Origin of the sequence: Mesorhizobium sp. (assembly GCF_004962245.1) — a bacterium.
Taxonomy (GTDB): Bacteria; Pseudomonadota; Alphaproteobacteria; order Rhizobiales; family Rhizobiaceae; genus Mesorhizobium.
The window spans coordinates 1-18,261 of record NZ_SUHQ01000007.1 but is presented as its reverse complement, the minus strand read 5'-3'; the positions used below and the strand labels follow the sequence as shown (position 1 = coordinate 18,261).

Here is an 18,261-nt window from a genome sequence, read left to right as displayed (position 1 = left end):
CTCCCCGTATAGAGACGGGGAGAAAGAAGCTTGCGCCGAAGTTTTCGCCAACCTCGAACGTCGCGGAAAGGGCGCCGAGGGTCGCGACGGCCCCCTTCTCCCCGTCACTGTGCGGGGGGAAGGTGCCGGCAGGCGGATGAGGGGCGGCGCCGTGCTCTCCAAAAGATTCCTGCGCCGTTCGGCGATCGCCGCGACCTCTCTCGCTGGTTTCCTCTCCCTCTCCGCCGCCGCCCTCTGGCAGCTCGACCGCGCCTTTCCACCGCCGCTGCCGCCCGAACTCACGGTGTCTACCGAAGTGCAGGACCGCGACGGTCAACTGTTGCGGGCCTTCGCCACGCCGGACGGTTATTGGCGGCTCGCGACCCGCCTCGACCAGGTCGACAAGCAGTTCGTCGACATGCTGGTCACCTACGAGGACAAGCGCTTCTGGAACCATCGAGGCGTCGACGTGCTGGCGCTGGCCCGCGCCGCCGGTCAGTTCGCGATCAATGGCCGTATCGTCTCCGGTGGCTCGACGCTCTCGATGCAACTCGCCCGGCTGACCGAACCGCGCGACAGCCGCAGCCTCGGCTCGAAGGTCAAGCAGATGCTGCGCGCCATCCAGATCGAGCGGCGGCTCACCAAGCGCGAGATCCTCGAACGTTATTTGACGCTGGCCCCCTATGGCGGCAATCTCGAGGGCGTGCGCGCCGCCTCCCTGGCCTATTTCGGCAAGGAGCCGAAGCGGCTGACGGTTTCGGAGGCGGCCCTGCTAGTCGCACTGCCGCAACTGCCGGAAAAGCGCCGGCCCGATCGTAACCTCACAATCGCCCATGCCGCCCGCGACCGGGTGCTGACGCGCATGGTTACAGCCGGGCTGCTTGGTGAACGTGAGGCCGCACGTGCCGCGCTCGACGACGTTTCCGGCATCCGCCGCACGCTGCCGGCGCTCGCCGCCCATGCCGCCTATGCGATGCTGCCCAGGGCCGTCCCCGGCCAGCCGTTGCGACTGACCATCCGCAAGAGCGTCCAGGAAGGGCTGGAACAGGTGGCCAGGGACGCCGCCGTCAGGCTCGGTCCCCGCCTGTCCGTCGCCATGGTGCTGGCCGACGCCCGCACCGGCGACATCCTCGGCGAGGTCGGCTCCGCCAACTATTTCGACGCCAGCCGCTCCGGCTGGATCGACATGACCAGGATCGTCCGCTCGCCCGGCTCGACGCTGAAACCGTTCATCTACGGGCTCGCCTTCGAACAAGGACTGGTCGCGCAGCAAACGCTGATCGAGGACCGTCCGACTGATTTTTCCGGCTACCGGCCGAAAAATTTCGACATGGGCTACCAAGGCGACGTCAGCATCCGGCAGGCGCTGCAACTGTCGCTCAACGTACCGGCGATCAGCGTGCTCGATGCGGTCGGGCCGGCGCGGCTGCTCGCGCGCTTCCGGCAGGCCGGCATCACGCCGGCCCTGCCCCTCAACAAGGCGCCGGGTCTTGCCATCGGCCTTGGCGGCGTCGGCATGACGCTGCGCGACCTCGTCCAGCTCTATGCCGGGCTTGCCAATGGCGGCAAGGCGCACACGCTGCATGATGGCACCGAACCGGCGAATGCCGAACGCTCCACCGTGACCATCCTGGACGATCAGGCGAACTGGCAGATCACCGACATATTGTCGGGCATCAAGCCGCCCGAGGGGGCCGCCCAGCGTGGCATCGCCTACAAGACCGGCACCTCCTACGGCTACCGCGATGCCTGGTCGGTCGGCTTCGACGGACGCTACGTGCTGGGCGTATGGGTCGGCCGTCCCGATGCCGGCGCGGTGCCCGGCCTGTCCGGCTATGTCTCGGCCGCGCCCATCCTGTTCGAGGGCTTTGTCCGCTCCGGCCTGGCTGCCGTGCCGCTGCCAAGCCAGCCGGCCGGCGTCATCAGACCCAGGCGCGACGAGTTGCCGGTGACGCTCGCCCGTTTCGGCGCCGGCGCCGACGGGCTGGTCCAGGCGACGCCGACCGAGCCTGCGCCGACGATCGTCTTTCCGCCCGAGGGGGCCCGCGTCGACCTCGGCACCACCTCCGCCGAGGCCTCGCCGCTGGTGCTGAAGCTGCAAGGCGGCCGCGCGCCGTTCCGCTGGCTGGCCAACGGCAAGCCGCTGGTCGGCATCGACCGGCGGCGCACCGCGACCTGGCAGCCGGACGGCGCCGGCTATTCGACCCTGACCGTGATCGATGCGGCGGGGCGTGCCGCGAGCGTGAAAGTCTTCGTTGAATAGACGGCGCCAAGCGATTCGGGGCATTGGCTTTTGCGCCATGCTGTCGGTTGCCGGTATGGTCCGCGCCTTCGCCGCCGACCTCCCCGTCGGCTTTGTCCGCCTGGCTGACATCGAACCCACCATCCGGCAGGACATCCGCTATGCCGGCTTCGAGAATTTCCTGCACCGCAAGGCCAGCGGCTACGACGCGCCGGTCTGCATTCTCACCGGGCGAGCGGCAGAAGCGCTTGCCGGCGTCCAGAAGGCGATTGCCGCCGAGGGCCTGACGCTTGTCGTGTTCGACTGCTACCGCCCGGCGCGCGCCGTCTTGGACATGGGCCAATGGACCAAAGAAGGCGGACCACCCGACCCGCAATGGTATCCGACGGTCAAGCGCAAGGACCTCATCGCCAAGGGCTATATTGGCGAACTATCCACCCATTCGCGCGGCTCGACCGTCGATGTCGCCATCGCCCGAGCCGACCGCAGGACCGCCCAGAAACCGGCCTGTGGCGCGCCCGATGCCAACACGCTCGATTTCGGCACCGGCTTTGACTGTTTCGACCCGAAGAGCGAAACAGCCCACCGTCCGCTCGCCGAGGGCGTGGCGGCAAACCGCGACAGGCTTGTCGAGGCCATGCGCGCCGGCGGCTTCAGGAACTATGCTCGCGAATGGTGGCACTTCACGCTGGAAAACGAGCCGTTTCCAAAGCAGCGCTTCGATTTTCCCGTCACCGCCGAATAGACCACCGGCCGCCGCGAGCGCAAATCGCGCCCCGATCACATCCAGCCATTGCCGAGGCGCGACCTGTCCCTAGATAGATCGCTTCATGAGCCCGGATTCCGCATAGGGGCGATGCGAGGAAAGAATTTCCTCATCAGGCCAAAAGCCGGCGAGAAATTGCTTCAGAAGGTCAAAAAAAGCAACATTGAATGCATCTAATTTCTACCAATTCGGTAGATTTGAAATGATCTCAACGGAGGCGGAAATGATCAATCCTCATTTCAGGAAACTGCTCGGCGCACTGGTCGCTGCATCGGTCCAGTTCGGAACGCTCGGTTTCGCGTTTGCCGATACCACCATCCTCAACGTGTCCTATGATCCGACGCGTGAGCTGTACAAACAATTCGACGAGGCCTTTGCCGCTCACTGGAAGGCCGAGACCGGCGAGACGGTAACCATCCAGCAATCGCATGGCGGATCGGGCGCTCAGGCCCGCGCCGTGATCGACGGCCTCGACGCCGACGTGGTGACGCTGGCGCTCGAAGGCGACATCAACGCCATCGTCTCGAAATCGAAGAAGATCAATCCGGACTGGCGGACCAAGTTCGAGAACAATTCGGCGCCTTATACCTCGACCATTATCTTCCTCGTCCGCAAGGGCAATCCGAAGGGCATCCAGGACTGGGGCGATCTGGTCAAGGACGACGTCCAGGTGATCACGCCGAATCCCAAGACTTCGGGCGGCGCGCGCTGGAACTACCTCGCCGCCTGGGCCTATGCCAACGCCAAGGATGGCGGCGACGAGGCCAAGACGAAGGAATTCGTCAGTAACCTCTACGCCCATGTTCCGGTGCTCGACACCGGTGCGCGCGGCGCGACCGTGACCTTCGCGCAAAAGGGCCTGGGCGACGTGCTGTTGGCCTGGGAAAACGAGGCCTATCTGGCGCTCGACGAATTCGGCGCCGACAATTTCGATATCGTCTACCCGCCAACCTCGATCCTGGCCGAGCCGCCGGTCGCCGTGGTCGACGCCAATGTCGATGCCAAGGGCACGCGAAAAGTCGCCGAAGCCTATCTGAGCTTCCTCTATTCCAAGGAAGGCCAGACGCTGATCGCCAAGAACCACTATCGTCCGTCGAAGCCCGAGCTGGTGCCGGCGGAGGATCTCGCCAAGCTGCCGGAGATCAAGCTGATCACCATCGACGATCCGCTTTTTGGCGGCTGGAAGAAAGCACAGCCTTACCATTTCGGCGACGGTGGTATATTCGACCAGATCTACAAACCGGCCCAGTAGGACCCAGTAAGCTAGATTCTAGATCAGGACGACATGACCACAGCACCCGCCAAGGCGGGGTGGCGATTCAGACAGCCGAGCGTCATTCCGGGTTTCGGATTGACGCTCGGCTTCTCACTTGCCTACCTCACCCTCATCATCCTCATTCCCCTGTCGGGGCTGATCTGGCGATCGGCCGCGCTCGGCTGGACCGATTTCTGGGCGATCGCCACCGACCGCCGCACCATCAACGCGCTTGAAATCAGCTTCGGCACCGCCTTCATTGCCGCCGCCGTCAATGTCGTCTTCGGCACGATCGTTGCCTGGGTACTGGTGCGCTACAACTTTCCGGGCCGCCGCATCGTCGATGCCATGGTCGACCTGCCCTTCGCGCTGCCGACGGCGGTCGCCGGCATCGCGCTGACCACGCTCTACGCGCCGAATGGCTGGCTCGGCAGCCTGCTGGCGCCGCTCGGCATCAAGGTCGCCTACACGCCGCTCGGCATCGTCATCGCGCTGATCTTCATCGGCCTGCCTTTCGTCGTGCGCACCGTCCAGCCGATCATGGAGGAGATCGACAAAGAGGTGGAGGAAGTGGCCGCCACGCTCGGCGCCAATCGCTTCCAGACCATTGCCCGTGTGCTGCTTCCAGGCCTGGCGCCGGCCATCGTCACCGGCTTCGCGCTGGCTTTCGCGCGCGGCGTCGGCGAGTACGGATCCGTCATCTTCATCGCCGGCAATCTGCCCTACAAATCCGAGATCGCGCCGCTTCTGATCGTCATCCGGCTGGAGGAATACAATTACGCGGCGGCCACTGCGATCGCGGCGATCATGCTCGCCCTGTCGTTCGTGATGCTGCTCGTCATCAATCTGGTGCAGACGTGGAGCCGTAAGCGCTATGGCTGATCCGGAGATCAAATCCTACGCACCGCACCACGAAAGCCAGTCGGCGGCAGTGACCGAAAGCCGCCCGGCGAAAGCCGTGCTGATGATCGTGACCTTTGCCTTCCTCGGCATTTTCCTGCTCTTGCCGCTGATTGTCGTCTTCAACGAAGCCTTCGCAAGGGGTCTCAGTGCTTACACGGAGGCGCTGACCAGCCCCGACACGCGCTCGGCGATCCACCTGACGCTGCTGGTGGCGGCGATCTCGGTGCCGCTCAACATCGTCTTCGGCATCTCCGCTGCCTGGGCGATCGCCAAGTTCGAGTTCAAGGGCAAGGCCTTCCTGACCACGCTCATCGACCTGCCGTTTTCGGTCTCGCCGGTCATATCAGGCCTGGTCTATGTGCTTTTGTTCGGCGCGCAAGGCCTGTTCGGCGCCTGGCTGAAGGCGCATGGCATCGTCATTCTCTTTGCCGTGCCGGGCATTGTGCTTGCCACCATCTTCGTCACTTTCCCCTTCGTCGCCCGCGAACTGATCCCCTTGATGCAGGAACAGGGCAATGGCGACGAGGAGGCAGCGCTGTCGCTCGGCGCCAATGGCTGGCAGGCCTTCTGGTACGTGACGCTGCCCAACGTCAAATGGGGGCTGCTCTACGGCGTGCTGCTGTGCAATGCCCGCGCCATGGGCGAGTTCGGCGCGGTCTCAGTCGTGTCGGGGCACATACGCGGGCTGACCAACACCATGCCGCTGCATGTCGAAATCCTCTACAACGAGTACAATGCCGCCGCCGCTTTCGCCGTCGCTTCGCTGCTTGCGGGCCTGGCGCTCGTCACGCTGGTCTTGAAAACACTTCTCGAGATGCGCTACGGCGCCGAGATCGCCGCGACGCGCGGACACTGAAAACTGAAAAGGGACGGTTGATGGAAGTTCGCGTTGCCAACGTGCGCAAGGAGTTTGAGCGGTTTCCGGCCCTCCACGATGTCTCGCTCGACATCAAGTCCGGCGAGCTGATCGCGCTGCTCGGGCCTTCCGGCTCCGGCAAGACGACGCTGCTCAGGCTGATCGCCGGGCTGGAGCGACCGACACGGGGAAAGATCTTCTTCGGCGAGGAGGACGCGTCGCAAAAGTCGATCCAGGAGCGCAATGTCGGCTTCGTCTTCCAGCATTATGCACTGTTTCGCCATATGACGGTCGCCGACAATATCGGCTTCGGCCTCAAGGTTCGGCATGGGCCGACACGGCCGCCGGCGCAAGAAATCCGCCGCCGGGCCTCCGAGCTTCTCGACCTCGTCCAGCTTTCCGGCTTGGAAAAGCGCTATCCGGCACAGCTTTCGGGCGGTCAGCGCCAGCGCGTGGCGCTCGCCCGCGCCATGGCGATCGAACCGGCCGTGCTGCTGCTTGACGAGCCGTTCGGCGCGCTCGATGCCCAGGTCCGCCGCGAGTTGCGCCGCTGGCTGCGCGACATCCATGACGCCACCGGCCACACCACGGTCTTCGTCACCCATGACCAGGAAGAGGCGCTGGAACTTGCGGACCGCGTGGTGGTGATGAGCCAGGGCAGCATCGAGCAGGTCGGCACCGCCGATGAAATCTACGACACGCCGAACTCGCCCTTCGTCTATGGCTTCATCGGTGAATCGAGCTCGCTTCCGGTCAAGGTCGAGGACGGTCAGGTCTGGATCGCCGACCGCCCGATCGGGCTCTCCGCGCCGCAGGCGCCGCAGGGCGAAGCGACGCTGTTCTTCCGCCCGCACGATGTCGAACTGGTGGACGAATGCAATGGCTGCATCGCCGGCACGGTCGCAGCCAGCCGCCGCGTCGCCGGCACCAGGCGGGTGGAACTCGAAATCGGCGGCGAGCGTCAGCGGGTCGAGATCGAGCTGCCCGTCAACCATCCGGCCTCGCAAAAAAGCCGGGTGGCGTTCCGGCCGGGACGCTGGAAGCTTTTTCCGGCTGCGTAGAGGGCTGCTGCCAAGCGAAGCTACCTCGGCGCGGCGAATACACGCCGAAATGATTCGGCTTGGAAGAAAATCCTAGCAATTGGCTGTTTCGGCAACGCTTTTTCTCACAGCATCACCAAGATCCGGCTTGAATGCCTCGTCGCGGCGGGCATCGTCCAATTATCCTTAGGCATTCGACAAACGGCGTTTTCACGGAGCCCTAATTTTCATGAAGCGATTTTTGTTTGGCGTCGCCACGGCGGCCGGCCTGTTCCTCGCATCCTCCCAAGCCTGGTCGGCCGACACACTGCTGAACGCGTCCTACGATGTTGGCCGCGAATTGTTTGCGCAGGTCAACAAGGCCTTCATCGCTGGGCACCCCGGCGTCACCATAGATCAGTCGCATGCCGGGACGTCGGCGCAAGCACGTGCCATCGCCGAAGGCCTCGGCGCCGATGTCGTCACCTTTAACCAGGTCATCGACATCGACTTTCTGGTCTCGAAGGGTCTTATCTCCGCCGACTGGCAGAAGGACTTCCCCGACAACGCCTCGCCCTTCTATTCTCTGCCATCCTTCCTGGTGCGCGCCGGCAATCCTAAGAACATCAAGGGTTGGAACGATCTGGTGCGAGACGACGTCCAGGTGATCTTCCCCAATCCGAAAACGTCAGGCAATGCGCGCTACACCTATCTCGCGGCCACCGCCTACGCCAAGGAAGCCTTCAAGGGCGACGACGCCAAGGTGAAGGAGTTCGTCACCAAGCTGTTCAACAACGTGCCGATCTTTGACAGCGGCGGACGCGCCGCGACCACCACCTTCGTTCAGCGCGAGATCGGCGACGTGCTGATCACCTTCGAGTCGGAAACGCGCGGTGTCCGCAGGGAGTATGGCGAGGACAAGTTCGAGCAGGTGACGCCTTCGGTCAGCCTGTTGGCGGAGTTTCCGGTGGCGATCGTCGACACAGTCGCCGACGAGCACGGCACACGCGATCTCGCCAGGACCTACCTCGAGTTCCTCTATACGCCGGAGGGCCAGGACATCGCCGCCCGCAACGGCCTGCGGGCCCGCGACGCGTCGGTCGCTGCCAAATACAAGGCTGAATTTCCCGATGTCCGCCTGCTTAAGGTGGAGGACGTTTTCGGCGGCTGGGCCAAGGTCCAGGCCGAGCATTTCGCCGCCGGCGGCCTGCTCGACCAGACCTACGGCAGCCGCTGAAGCAAGCGATCTTCGAACGCGATGGGAAGGCCGGCTTTTGCCGGCTTTCTTCGTTTTCCACTCCGGAACGGTGATTTCCCGCTTTCCAGGCGCCTGCCTTCCAAAACGTTACGAAGAATCAACGCGTTTGCGCCAATGTGTCATCAGGCGGTTTGCCCGCGCGAACGGCGTCGCACGGCCAAACCGTCATGATTTGCACACAAACAGCCGCCAGACGCGGGTGGTTGGGGCTTCATAGGTTGACTCGGGCATGCTGACCAAAAAAGGCAAATACGGCCTCAAGGCCCTCGTGCATCTGTCCGGCCTGCCGGTCGGCCAGCTTGCATTCGTCAACGACATCGCGGTCGCCAACAACATCCCCAAGAAATTCCTGGACGCCATTCTGGGCGAGTTGCGCAATGCCGGCTTCGTCCAGAGCCGCAAGGGCAAGGAAGGTGGCTACCGCCTCGCCCGGCCGGCCTCCGAGATCAAGATCGGCCATGTCGTGCGTGTCCTCGACGGGCCGCTGGCGCCGATCCCTTGCGCCAGCCGCACCCAATATCAGCGCTGCGAGGATTGCGACGAGGCGACATGCCAGGTCCGGCACATGATGCTGGAAGTGCGCCAGGCGATCGCCGAGGTGCTTGATAATCGCAGCCTCGCCGCCATGCGCGATGCCGACAACGACGATTTTCCAATCGAACTGACGTCGCAGATCTGATCAGGCAGCCTAAGGCGAGATTAGCGCCGGCGGCTCATGAATTCGCCTCGAACAGGCTCACGACGTCGGCGACAATATCGGCGATCGGGCGCGTCGCATCGAGCGTCAATGCGTTCTCGTCGGCTGCCGGCGCTTCAAGCGTGGCGAACTGGCTGTCGACCAGGCTTGCCGGCATGAAATGACCCTGGCGGGAGCCGACACGCCGCTTCGCCGTCGCGGGATCGATTTCCAGATAGAGGAAAACGATGTCCTGGCAAAAGCCGCGCAGACGCTCGCGGTAGCTGCGCTTCAGCGCCGAGCAGGCGGCGACGACGCCCTGCCCATCGCCGACCGATCCCGCAATGCGCCGGCCGATCGCGTCGAGCCAGCCTTCGCGCAATGCGTCGGTCAGCGGCTCACCCGCTGCCATGCGCGCGACGTTTTCCGGCGGATGAAGCCTGTCGCCCTCGACGAAGACGGCGCCCAGCGCCGCGGCCAGCGCTTCGCCGACGGCCGACTTGCCACAACCGGCGACGCCCATCACCACGATGGCCGGTGCGGACCGAACGGGATCCCTTCGCACTTGTGCTGCTCTTTCGTCCACGATGCGGGTCAGCGGCTGGCCGGCGCGCGGCCGTAAAGCAGGAGCATGGCGACGATGACAACGCCGTAGATGATCTGCCGCCCCGCCTCCGGCATCTGCATGACGGAAAGAATGGATTGCAAAAGCGTGATCAGGATGACGCCCGCGACCGTGCCGAGGTAAGAGCCGCGTCCACCGAGGATCGAGGTGCCGCCAAGCACCACGGCGGCGATCGACGGCAGGAGATAGGCGTCGCCCATCGACTGCGCCGCCTTGGAGGCATAGCCGGCCAGAAGCACGCCGCCGAAGGCCGAGAGCCCTCCGGATATGGCGAAGGCGATCAGCACCACGCGCCGCGTATCGACGCCGGAGAGGTAGGCGGCGCGCTCACGGTTGCCGATGCCGTAGACGGTGCGTCCGAAGCCGGTGCGGGTCAGCACGAAAACCATCGCGGCACCAATCAGCGCCCAGATGATGACCGCGTTGGGCACACCTGGAATGGCAAAGCCGGTGGCCAGATAGCGCATCGCCCGGGTCGCCGAATCCTGCGGCGAGAAGCCGCCCGTATAGACCACCATCAGCCCTTGCGCGACGGCATTGGTGGCGAGCGTGATGATCATCGAGGGAATGCGCAGATAAGCGACGCCGACGCCGTTGACGATGCCGATCAGCACACCGCAGAAAATGCCGAACGGGACCGCCAGCGCGACGCCGACCGGGCCGTAGGCGGCGGCCGCACAAGCCATCATGGCGCCCGTCGCCACCGACCACGGCACCGACAGGTCGATCTGGCCGAGCAGGATGACCAGCATCATGCCGGTGGCGATGATGCCGAGAAACGAGGCCACCTTGAGCTGCTGCAGCAGATATTCCGGCGACAGGAAACTGCGTGAATAGAGGCTGCCGAGGAACAACAGGAGCACGATGCAGGCAAAGGCCGTCAACACCGCAGGATCGGCGCGGCGGATGAATTTCGGCATGCGGCCGGCGATGCCGCCTATCGTCGTTTCGCTCACAGGAACCACTCCAGCCGGTTGCGGACTCTGAACAGGGCGAAGGCGCCGAGGCTGACCGCGATCAGCAGGATGACACCCTGGAATAGCGGCTGCCAGAGCGGATCGAAATCGAAGACGAATAGCAGGTCTCCAATGGTGCGGAAGGCGAGCGCGCCGAAGATCGCGCCGATGGCGCTGCCCTTGCCGCCGAACAGCGAGACGCCGCCAAGCACCACGGCGGCGATCGAGAACAGCGTATAGGCATTGCCGCTGGCATAGGCCGCCTCGCCCGTATAGGTGAAGAAGGTGAGGAACAATCCACCGATCGCGGCCAGCAGGCCGGCGAGCGCATAGGCGGCGAACTTGCCGCGGCGGATCGGCACGCCGGACATGTAGGCCGCCATCTCCGACGATCCGGCCGCGTAAGCGGCGCGGCCAAGCACCGACCGGCTGAACGGCACCCAGACCACGAGCACGACGGCCAAAAGCACCACCAGGCTCGCCGGCACCACGCCGAACAGCCGCCCGGTCAGCGCGTCGGCGAGATCCTCGTTGACCGAACCGCCCGGAAAGGGTCTGAGCAGCAGCGCGATGCCGAAATAGACCGCACCCGTGGCGATGGTGGCGACGATCGGCTGCAGCCGTCCGTAGATGACGATGGCGCCGTTGATCGCCCCGCACAGCAGCCCGGTGCCGAGCACCGCGACGACGCCGAAGGCGGTCTCGATGCCGGTGCCGATGACCAGCCATGAGGCCAGGCAGTTGGTCAGCAGAAAAATCATGCCGACGGAAAGGTCAATGCCGGCGGTGATCACCACCAGCGTCTGCGCCATGGCGACGAAGGCAAGCAGCACGCCCTTGTTCGAGGCCGTCTGCACGACATTGGCGGTAAAGCCCGCCGGATGGTTCGAGGTGTAGATGATAAACATCACGATGAAGATGCCGAACGCCAGCAGCGTCCCGCGTTGTTCGGCAAGCCAGTAGCGCCAATCTTTCACGCGTCCGCTCCTCGGGCTGGCGTCTTCGCCATGCCTCTGACAGGCATCTCTTCGCCATGGATGTTGAGGGCGCTGGCGATCAGCGCGCGCTCGGTGATCTCGGCGCCGACCAGCTCGCGCTTGACCGCCCCATCATAGAGCACCAGCACCCGATCGCAGCAGCCGATCAGTTCGTCATAGTCGGTGGAGTAGAAAAGGATCGCAGCACCCTGGTCGGCAAGCTTGCGCATCAGCTGATACAGTTCCTGCTTGGTGCCGACATCGATGCCTCGCGTCGGATCGTTGAGCAGGATGATGCGCGGCTGCCGCATCAGCCATTTGGCGATGACGACCTTCTGTTGGTTGCCGCCGGACAGCGCGCCGACCGGAATGTCGAGGCCGGCCGTCTTGATCGCCAGCAGACCGACCATGTCGTCGATCAGCCGCTGCTCTGCGGCACGGTCGATGATGCCGGCTTTTGACAGCCGGTCGAGTGCGGCGAAGGAGAGGTTTTCGCGCACCGTCATCGGCAGCATCAACCCTTCCGTCTTGCGATCCTCCGGGATCAGCGCCATGCCGATCCGGTCATCCCGGGCGGCGGCCGGACTGGCGATCGTGGTCGGCTTGCCATCGATCAATATCTGGCCGGACAGGCCGCGCAGCACGCCGAAGAAGGCGAGCAGCAATTCACGCTGGCCCTGGCCGTCGAGACCGCCGAGGCCGACGACCTCGCCTGCCCCGACCGTCAGCGAGATGTTGTCCAGCCGGTCGGTCCAGGACAGTTTTCGCGCCTCCAGCACCGGAGCGGCGGTGGCTGGCGCGCGCACCGGCTTCGGTGGGAAAATATGGCTGTATTCGCGGCCGATCATCAGCTCGACGACTTCATTGTCGCTCTTCGTGCCTGCCGCGTAGCTGGCGACATTGCGGCCGTTGCGGAACACCGTGCACTGGTCGGCCAGCTCGGCGATCTCGTTCATCCGGTGCGAGATGTAGAGCAGCGCCAGCCCTTCCGAGCGCAGCCGCTTCAAGACGCCGAAAATCTTGGCCACATCCGCCGCGGTCAACGCCGAGGTCGCCTCGTCAAGGATCAGGATGCGCGGCTTCCTGGCAAGCGCCTTGGCGATCTCGACCATCTGCCTTCTTGAAAGAGGAAGATCCTTGACCAGCGCCAGCGGGTGGATGTCGGCGGCGCCCGCGCGAGCAAGGGCTTCTTCCGCAATGCGTCGCTGCGCCTTGCGGTCGATCATGCCGAAGCGCTTGGGCGGATCGGAAATGACGATGTTGTCGGCAACGCTGAGTTCGGGGACGAGCGACAGTTCCTGGAAGATGCAGACGATGCCGGCCTGGTTGGCCGCGGCCGGTGAAGCGAAGGTCACCTCGCTTCCGTCCAGCATCATGCGGCCTTCGTCGGGCGCGACAACGCCGGCCATGATCTTGATCAGCGTCGATTTGCCGGCGCCGTTTTCACCGAGGATGGCGTGAATGCTGCCTGACGTGACCGAAAGCTCGGCCTTTTCCAGCGCCCGCACACCGCCATAGCGCTTGGATATGCCCTCCATGCGGAAGAGCGGAACCGCACCGTCCATCGGCCCCTCCCAAGGCGCTCGTTCTTCGGGACCGGCGCCGCGGGATGTCCCGCGGCGCCGAGCGATCAGCCTACTGGTTTTCCTTGCTCTGGCCCATGATTTCCTGCGCGGTGAAGTTGATGCCACAGGTCGGGAAGGAGTTGCCGACGAAGAAATTGTCGGACTGGTCAGGGAAATAGTCCTGGCCTTCCTTGAAGTTCGGATCCTCGACGATCGCCAGCGGCAGCTTCACCGCTTGCGGGACGACCTGGCCTTCGAGCGCGGCAATCGCCGTCTTGATGGCGACCGCCACCTGGGCGGGGCCGGTTCCGGCCGACGAGCATTTCAGCCCGTCCGCGGCAAACTTGGCGCAGAATTTGCGGAAGCCATTCTCCGTTTCGCCGCCAAACGGCACGAATGGATGCTTGGCGTCGATCATCGCCTGGACGATGCCGGTGTCGCCGCCCTGCCCGGTGACGCCGTCGAAGGGGCCATTGGTGGCGATGGCATCGGCCGAGGCCTTTTGCGCCACGCCGTCGTCCCACTTGCCGATGACTTCGGTGACCTCCCACTTCTTGCCTGAGGCGTCGAGAACCTCATGGATGCCATTGTGGCGGTCGGTGTCGACCGACGTGCCGGCAACGCCGCGCACCTCGAGGATCTTGCCGCCATTGGGCACATGCTTGATCAGCCAGTTGCCCCACAATTCGCCAAGACCTTTCTGGTCGACATTGACGTTGATGGCGTCCTTGGTGTCGAGGATGTTATCGAAGGCGACCAGCACGACGCCGGCTTCCTTGGCGCGCTTGATGACCGGCCCGAACGCCGTCGGGTTCTGCGCGTTGACGACGATCGCGTCATAGCCGGAATCGATGAAGTTGTTGATCGCCGAAATCTGCGCCGGCACGTCTTCGCCGGTCGAGACGACCTTGAACTCCTTCAGTTTCGCCGCGACCTCCGGCTGCGCCGCATAGGCCTTCGCCGTCTGCACCATCTGGATGCGCCAGGTGTTGGCGATGTAGCCATTGGCGAGCGCGATCCGGTACGGACCGTCTTTCTTGGGGAACTTGAAGAATTGCGTGTCGGCCGCCCAAGGGGCGAAGCAGTCCGGCTCGGCGGACGGGCCGGTGACGATTTCGGGTTCGGCGAGCGCCGACGAACTCAGCATGACGAATGCAGTGGCAGCAACGATGCCGCCAACGAGTGACTTGATCATCGATATTCCTCCCAGTTGCAGTTTCTGATTGTTCTTAGAGGCTGTTTCGAAAGCCGCTCCGGCGAGTCATATGCTGGCTTCGAGAACCGGAGCGCAGCGGACATTTGGGTCCGTGAGCACCGGAAGCGCAGAAAACGCCATCAGATGACCGTCGGAGCAGAGTTTCCAAACAGGCTCTTACGCGTCTTACGCGTCTGGCCCGGCACCTCCCGCCTTGCCCGTCGCGCTTTTCAGGTGGCCGAATGCCGACCCGATCTCCTCCCTTGCCGCTCGGCAACCGAAGTAAAAACTATCATATTATACATAATAAACAAGCGTGAGCTGTCGCTTATATATAATAAACAGACTTCGGTCTTTGCCGCGAGTTTTCACCAGAGACAAATGGTAGCGCTACCATGACGCAGTGTAAAGCGACATTTCGCGAATGCCTGCAAGGTGCTTTCAGCGAGCCGTGCTCTCGCGGCGCTTGAGTTCGAAGCCGAGGTCGACGACCGGCTCCTGCGGGCGCTTGCCTGCAATCGCCGCGAGCGCCATGGCGACCGAGCGCCGGCCGATCTCGTAGCGAGGCGTCCGGACGCTGGTGACCGACGGAAAGGCCACTTCCATCATGTCGAGATCGTTGAAGCCTGTGATGCCGATCGTCTTCGGCACGGCGATCGAGGCGCGGTGGCACTCGAACAATACGCCGAGCGCGATGTCGTCGTTGTTGCAGAAAACCCCGTCCAACGTCGGCGCCTTGGCCAGCGCGTCCCGAAACAGTTCGCGCCCGAGCGTCACGCTGGACGGCACCGGCGTGGTGGTGATCAGCCGCGCGTCGAACAAACCGGCCGCCTCCATCGCCGCGCGATAGCCGGCCAGACGCCGCTGCGAGCGCGGGTCCATGCGCGCGCCGATGAAGCCGATGCGGCGATAGCCCATTTCGAGCATGTGCTCCGTCGCCGCCCTGCCCCCGTCGAAATGCGAGAAGCCGACCATCATGTCGACCGGATCGGGCCCGGTCTCCATGACCTGGACGACAGGGCAGCCCGCCGCCTCGAGCAGTCTTCGCGATGTTGGCGTCTGGTCGATGCCCGCCACGATCAGCGCCGCCGGGCGCTGGGGACCGAACACCTGCAACAGCCGCTCCTCCTCGAGACCGGAATAATGGGTGTTGCCAAGCTGGATGCGAAAGGAACTGTCGGACAGGCTGTCGTAGATGCCGCGCAGCACTTCGGCAAAGACGCTGTTGGTGAGCGACGGCACCAGCACGCCAAAGACCTCGGCGCGCGCCGAAGCCAGCGCCCGCGCATTCGGGTCGGGCAGATAGCCTAGTTCATCGACGGCCGCCTGGATCTGGCGGCGCAAATCCTCCGAAACGCGCTCCGGCTCGCGCAAGGCACGGGAGACCGTGATGGCGCCGACGCCGGCCCTGCGCGCGACATCAGCGATGGTCGGACGGCCGCCGCCGCGGCGTGAGCGCGGTTTGATCACAGCCTTGTCCCGAACGCGGCGCCTGCGCCGAGGCCCGACCGCGCAACGATGTTCAGCGTTTTTGCCACTCTCGCCATGCCCCGACCTGCAGCCCCACCCGTCTGGCGTCGCGCAGCCTTACCCCATTGTCAAGCGAACGGGCCCAAAGGCAAGGCCAACCGCTTCAGGTTGCGCTGCCCCTCTTCCGCCTGCGTTGGTAATTGGCGAAAGCCGAGCCGACATCCAATCTCCCCCCTTGCGGGGGAGATGTCCGGCAGGACAGAGGGGGGTGGGAAGGATCGCCAACTTCCGCCATTCCCAACCGGGATTCAGCCTGAGGGCTTGGCCGCTATTGGTTGACAGGCCGGCGGGACAGCACCCCCCTTTGCCCTGCCGGGCATCTCCCCCGCAAGGGGGGAGATCAGCAGCGTCGCCGGCGGCGCCAGCTCCGGAATTTTGGTAGTTTCAACTTGACAGGTGACGGCAGTTATGCTAGGAATTTATTCATGGTGCTGAATTGCGCCAGCGAACCGCCGCCGAGGCGGTTTTTTTATGCGCCGTGATGCTTCTTCATCGGCTCAGGCCATCGCCGCGGCGCTGCGCCGCGCCTTCCACAGCAACAGCATCATGGCCGCTACGTTCAGCAGGTTCCAGGCAATTCCGTTGAGGAACGCGACGGCGTAGGAGCCGGTCAGATCGTAGATCCAGCCCGACATCCAGCCGCCGATCGCCATGCCGAATATGGTCGCCATCATGACGATGCCGACGCGCTGGCCGGCCTCTTTGGCAGGCATGTATTCGCGCACGATGATGGCATAGCAAGGCACGATGCCGCCTTGCGACAGGCCGAAGACCAGCGAGACGACATAAAGCGAGGCGAGCCCGTCGAAGGGGATGTAGAGCAACAGCGACAGGCCTTGCAGGACAGAGCCGATCAGCAGGGTTTTTACACCGCCGACGCGATCGGCGAGAAAGCCGGACGCCAGCCGGCTGACGACGCCCGCCGCCATCATGATCGACAGCATGTCGGCGCCGCGCGCCACGCCGTAGCCAAGGTCCATGCAATAGGCGACGATATGCACCTGGGGCATCGACATCGCCATGCAGCAGCTAAGGCCGGCGACGACGAGCAACACCTGCAAGGCTGCCGGTGACAGCGAGATCGGCTGGACCGGCCGGCTGCCGGGTGAACCGGGAACGGCGGCACGTGGTGCGCCGCGCCTGAGCAGCAAGATCAGCGGCACCATGGTCGCGAGGCAGACGACGCCGATCGCGGCATAGGTGAAGCGCCAGCCTTCGCTCTGCATGACATAGGGCATCGCCAGCGGCCAGATCGCCCCGGCGAGATAATTGCCGGCGGCGGCGGCCGCCACCGCGACGCCGCGCCGGCGGTTGAACCAGTGCGAGATGTCGGCGATCAACGGCCCGAAGATCGCCGAGGTGCCGATGCCGATCAATATCGCCTGAGCAAGGGTGAATTGCAGGATCGAAGTGGTCAGCGACGCCAGCAGGAAACCTGCGCCGAGCACCACCGAGGCAATGAGCGCCGGGATCCAGTAACCCATCCGGTCGACGGCGCGGCCGACCAGCACGTTGCCGGCGGCGAAGCCGACCATGGTCGCGGTATAGGGCATCGACGCGGCCGCCCGATCGACGCCGAATTCAGCCTGCACGGCGGGCAGCACCACGACCACCGCCCACATGCCAACGCCGCCGATCGTCGCCAAAAGCACGGAAATGCCGAGCCGCATCCAGGCGTAGGCGCTGTCGATGCCGGGGCTGCCGGCCCGGCTGGAGACGGTTGCGGTCAAGGCGTTTCCTGTCGCGGTTCTGCGAAATCGACCGGTTCGACACCACTATCGGCACATTCGCGGCGCCGAGCAGCGCCACGACAGGCAAATCCGTGGCTCCACGGATTTAAGCGGCAGTGGAACAGCAGCCGCCGTCCCGGCGTTTTCCATCAAACGCACCAAGGGAAGGAGTTTGTTCATGACCGCGAAAAGGAAATGGTCGGCCGACGTGACCGAGCACAGCGATGCGCTGGACCTCGAGGAACATGTCTTCGAATCCCACGATCCCAAAAAGATCGCGGCCTCGCTCAAGCGATCGGCCGAACACAGCGACCGGCGCAAGGCCGAGCCGTTCCAGTCCGCCATGTCGATGCTGAATTTCTACATCAACCGGGCCGGCAAGAACCTGCCGGCCAAGCAGAAGAAAGTGCTGGAGGACGCCAAGGACGAACTGCGCGCAGCGTTTGGCCGACCGAGAGAAAATTAGAGTATCGACTTACCGCGACTTGATGACGCTGTCGGTGTTGGCCAACAGCTTGCGCACCGCGTTGCGCGCCGCATCCGGCCGCTGCAGGCGGATGTTCTTCTCGATCGCCTCGTGCAGTTTCTGCGCGTGCTGCAAATCGTCCAGCTCCCGCGTCGTATAGGCGAACAGATGATCGAAAGCCGATTCGATCAGCACGCCGAGCGGCACCAGGAGATCGTTGCCCGAGGCGCGCAGGATGGCGAGATGAAAACGCGTGTCGGCGC

The 18,261-nt window shown here is 64.2% G+C and carries 17 protein-coding genes; 9 read left to right on the top strand and 8 right to left on the bottom strand.

All coding sequences use genetic code 11. The features are described 5' to 3' along the window. Positions 1-136 precede the first annotated feature (136 nt). The 8 genes from pbpC (at position 137) to E5X88_RS09335 (ending at position 8,957) form a co-directional block, all read left to right on the top strand. On the top strand, positions 137-2,242 hold the full coding sequence (pbpC, locus tag E5X88_RS09370; RefSeq protein WP_292160603.1) for a penicillin-binding protein 1C: 2,106 nt from the start codon (positions 137-139) through the stop codon (positions 2,240-2,242). A 37-nt stretch (positions 2,243-2,279) separates the two neighbouring features. After that, positions 2,280-2,966: a M15 family metallopeptidase gene (locus tag E5X88_RS09365; protein ID WP_292160601.1), complete on the top strand. Its 687-nt coding sequence runs from the start codon at positions 2,280-2,282 to the stop codon at positions 2,964-2,966. 244 nt (positions 2,967-3,210) lie between these two features. Then, positions 3,211-4,239 (top strand): sulfate ABC transporter substrate-binding protein, encoded by a 1,029-nt coding sequence (locus tag E5X88_RS09360; RefSeq protein WP_292160599.1) that lies wholly within the window; start codon positions 3,211-3,213, stop codon positions 4,237-4,239. A 33-nt stretch (positions 4,240-4,272) separates the two neighbouring features. Further along, positions 4,273-5,124, top strand: a complete 852-nt coding sequence (gene cysT, locus E5X88_RS09355; protein WP_292160597.1) for a sulfate ABC transporter permease subunit CysT — start codon at positions 4,273-4,275, stop codon at positions 5,122-5,124. Beyond that, positions 5,117-6,001 carry a sulfate ABC transporter permease subunit CysW gene (gene cysW / locus E5X88_RS09350; protein WP_292160596.1) on the top strand — a complete coding sequence of 295 codons (885 nt, stop codon included), beginning with the start codon at positions 5,117-5,119 and terminating at the stop codon, positions 5,999-6,001. The genes cysT and cysW overlap by 8 nt, the downstream gene beginning before the upstream one ends. 20 nt (positions 6,002-6,021) lie before the next feature. After that, a complete protein-coding gene (locus E5X88_RS09345) occupies positions 6,022-7,062 on the top strand; it encodes a sulfate/molybdate ABC transporter ATP-binding protein (RefSeq protein ID WP_292160594.1) in 1,041 nt (346 codons plus the stop codon). A 208-nt stretch (positions 7,063-7,270) separates the two neighbouring features. Further along, the gene (locus E5X88_RS09340; RefSeq protein WP_292160593.1) at positions 7,271-8,257 is read left to right on the top strand and encodes a sulfate ABC transporter substrate-binding protein; all 987 of its coding nucleotides are present in this window, start codon (positions 7,271-7,273) and stop codon (positions 8,255-8,257) included. Between the two features lie 250 nt (positions 8,258-8,507). Continuing rightward, positions 8,508-8,957, top strand: coding sequence for an Rrf2 family transcriptional regulator (locus E5X88_RS09335; RefSeq protein ID WP_292160591.1), 450 nt, complete (start codon positions 8,508-8,510; stop codon positions 8,955-8,957). 34 nt (positions 8,958-8,991) lie between these two features. Here the strand turns inward: E5X88_RS09335 and E5X88_RS09330 are convergent, their stop codons facing one another. From E5X88_RS09330 to E5X88_RS09300, 7 genes are all read right to left on the bottom strand, one after another. Next, positions 8,992-9,477 (bottom strand): gluconokinase, encoded by a 486-nt coding sequence (locus E5X88_RS09330; protein WP_292161027.1) that lies wholly within the window; start codon positions 9,475-9,477, stop codon positions 8,992-8,994. A 71-nt stretch (positions 9,478-9,548) separates the two neighbouring features. Next, positions 9,549-10,535: an ABC transporter permease gene (locus tag E5X88_RS09325; RefSeq protein WP_292160589.1), complete on the bottom strand. Its 987-nt coding sequence runs from the start codon at positions 10,533-10,535 to the stop codon at positions 9,549-9,551. Then, the gene (locus E5X88_RS09320; protein WP_292160587.1) at positions 10,532-11,512 is read right to left on the bottom strand and encodes an ABC transporter permease; all 981 of its coding nucleotides are present in this window, start codon (positions 11,510-11,512) and stop codon (positions 10,532-10,534) included. Before E5X88_RS09320 ends, E5X88_RS09325 begins: the two co-directional genes overlap by 4 nt. Then, positions 11,509-13,077 (bottom strand): sugar ABC transporter ATP-binding protein, encoded by a 1,569-nt coding sequence (locus E5X88_RS09315; protein WP_292160585.1) that lies wholly within the window; start codon positions 13,075-13,077, stop codon positions 11,509-11,511. The genes E5X88_RS09320 and E5X88_RS09315 overlap by 4 nt, the downstream gene beginning before the upstream one ends. Before the next feature lie 70 nt (positions 13,078-13,147). Further along, positions 13,148-14,272 (bottom strand): sugar ABC transporter substrate-binding protein, encoded by a 1,125-nt coding sequence (locus E5X88_RS09310; protein WP_292160583.1) that lies wholly within the window; start codon positions 14,270-14,272, stop codon positions 13,148-13,150. A gap of 441 nt (positions 14,273-14,713) precedes the next feature. Further along, the gene (locus E5X88_RS09305; protein WP_292160581.1) at positions 14,714-15,742 is read right to left on the bottom strand and encodes a LacI family DNA-binding transcriptional regulator; all 1,029 of its coding nucleotides are present in this window, start codon (positions 15,740-15,742) and stop codon (positions 14,714-14,716) included. 557 nt (positions 15,743-16,299) lie between these two features. Beyond that, the gene (locus E5X88_RS09300; RefSeq protein ID WP_292160579.1) at positions 16,300-17,532 is read right to left on the bottom strand and encodes an MFS transporter; all 1,233 of its coding nucleotides are present in this window, start codon (positions 17,530-17,532) and stop codon (positions 16,300-16,302) included. A 178-nt stretch (positions 17,533-17,710) separates the two neighbouring features. On the opposite strand from E5X88_RS09300, the gene E5X88_RS09295 reads away from it, so the two are divergent. Continuing rightward, on the top strand, positions 17,711-17,998 hold the full coding sequence (locus E5X88_RS09295; RefSeq protein ID WP_292160577.1) for a DUF3175 domain-containing protein: 288 nt from the start codon (positions 17,711-17,713) through the stop codon (positions 17,996-17,998). Between the two features lie 9 nt (positions 17,999-18,007). Here the strand turns inward: E5X88_RS09295 and E5X88_RS09290 are convergent. Then, the coding region (locus tag E5X88_RS09290; RefSeq protein ID WP_292160575.1) for an FCD domain-containing protein at positions 18,008-18,261 on the bottom strand (254 nt) is incomplete at its 5' end.

Coding starts and splice junctions, on each gene's coding strand:
- cysW (WP_292160596.1), top strand. CDS start 5,117: ATGGCTGATCCGGAGATCAAATCCTACGCACCGCACCACGAAAGCCAG.
- E5X88_RS09335 (WP_292160591.1), top strand. CDS start 8,508: ATGCTGACCAAAAAAGGCAAATACGGCCTCAAGGCCCTCGTGCATCTG.
- E5X88_RS09295 (WP_292160577.1), top strand. CDS start 17,711: ATGACCGCGAAAAGGAAATGGTCGGCCGACGTGACCGAGCACAGCGAT.
- pbpC (WP_292160603.1), top strand. CDS start 137: ATGAGGGGCGGCGCCGTGCTCTCCAAAAGATTCCTGCGCCGTTCGGCG.
- cysT (WP_292160597.1), top strand. CDS start 4,273: ATGACCACAGCACCCGCCAAGGCGGGGTGGCGATTCAGACAGCCGAGC.
- E5X88_RS09345 (WP_292160594.1), top strand. CDS start 6,022: ATGGAAGTTCGCGTTGCCAACGTGCGCAAGGAGTTTGAGCGGTTTCCG.
- E5X88_RS09340 (WP_292160593.1), top strand. CDS start 7,271: ATGAAGCGATTTTTGTTTGGCGTCGCCACGGCGGCCGGCCTGTTCCTC.
- E5X88_RS09330 (WP_292161027.1), bottom strand. CDS start 9,477: ATGGGCGTCGCCGGTTGTGGCAAGTCGGCCGTCGGCGAAGCGCTGGCC.
- E5X88_RS09360 (WP_292160599.1), top strand. CDS start 3,211: ATGATCAATCCTCATTTCAGGAAACTGCTCGGCGCACTGGTCGCTGCA.
- E5X88_RS09310 (WP_292160583.1), bottom strand. CDS start 14,272: ATGATCAAGTCACTCGTTGGCGGCATCGTTGCTGCCACTGCATTCGTC.
- E5X88_RS09315 (WP_292160585.1), bottom strand. CDS start 13,077: ATGGACGGTGCGGTTCCGCTCTTCCGCATGGAGGGCATATCCAAGCGC.
- E5X88_RS09365 (WP_292160601.1), top strand. CDS start 2,280: ATGCTGTCGGTTGCCGGTATGGTCCGCGCCTTCGCCGCCGACCTCCCC.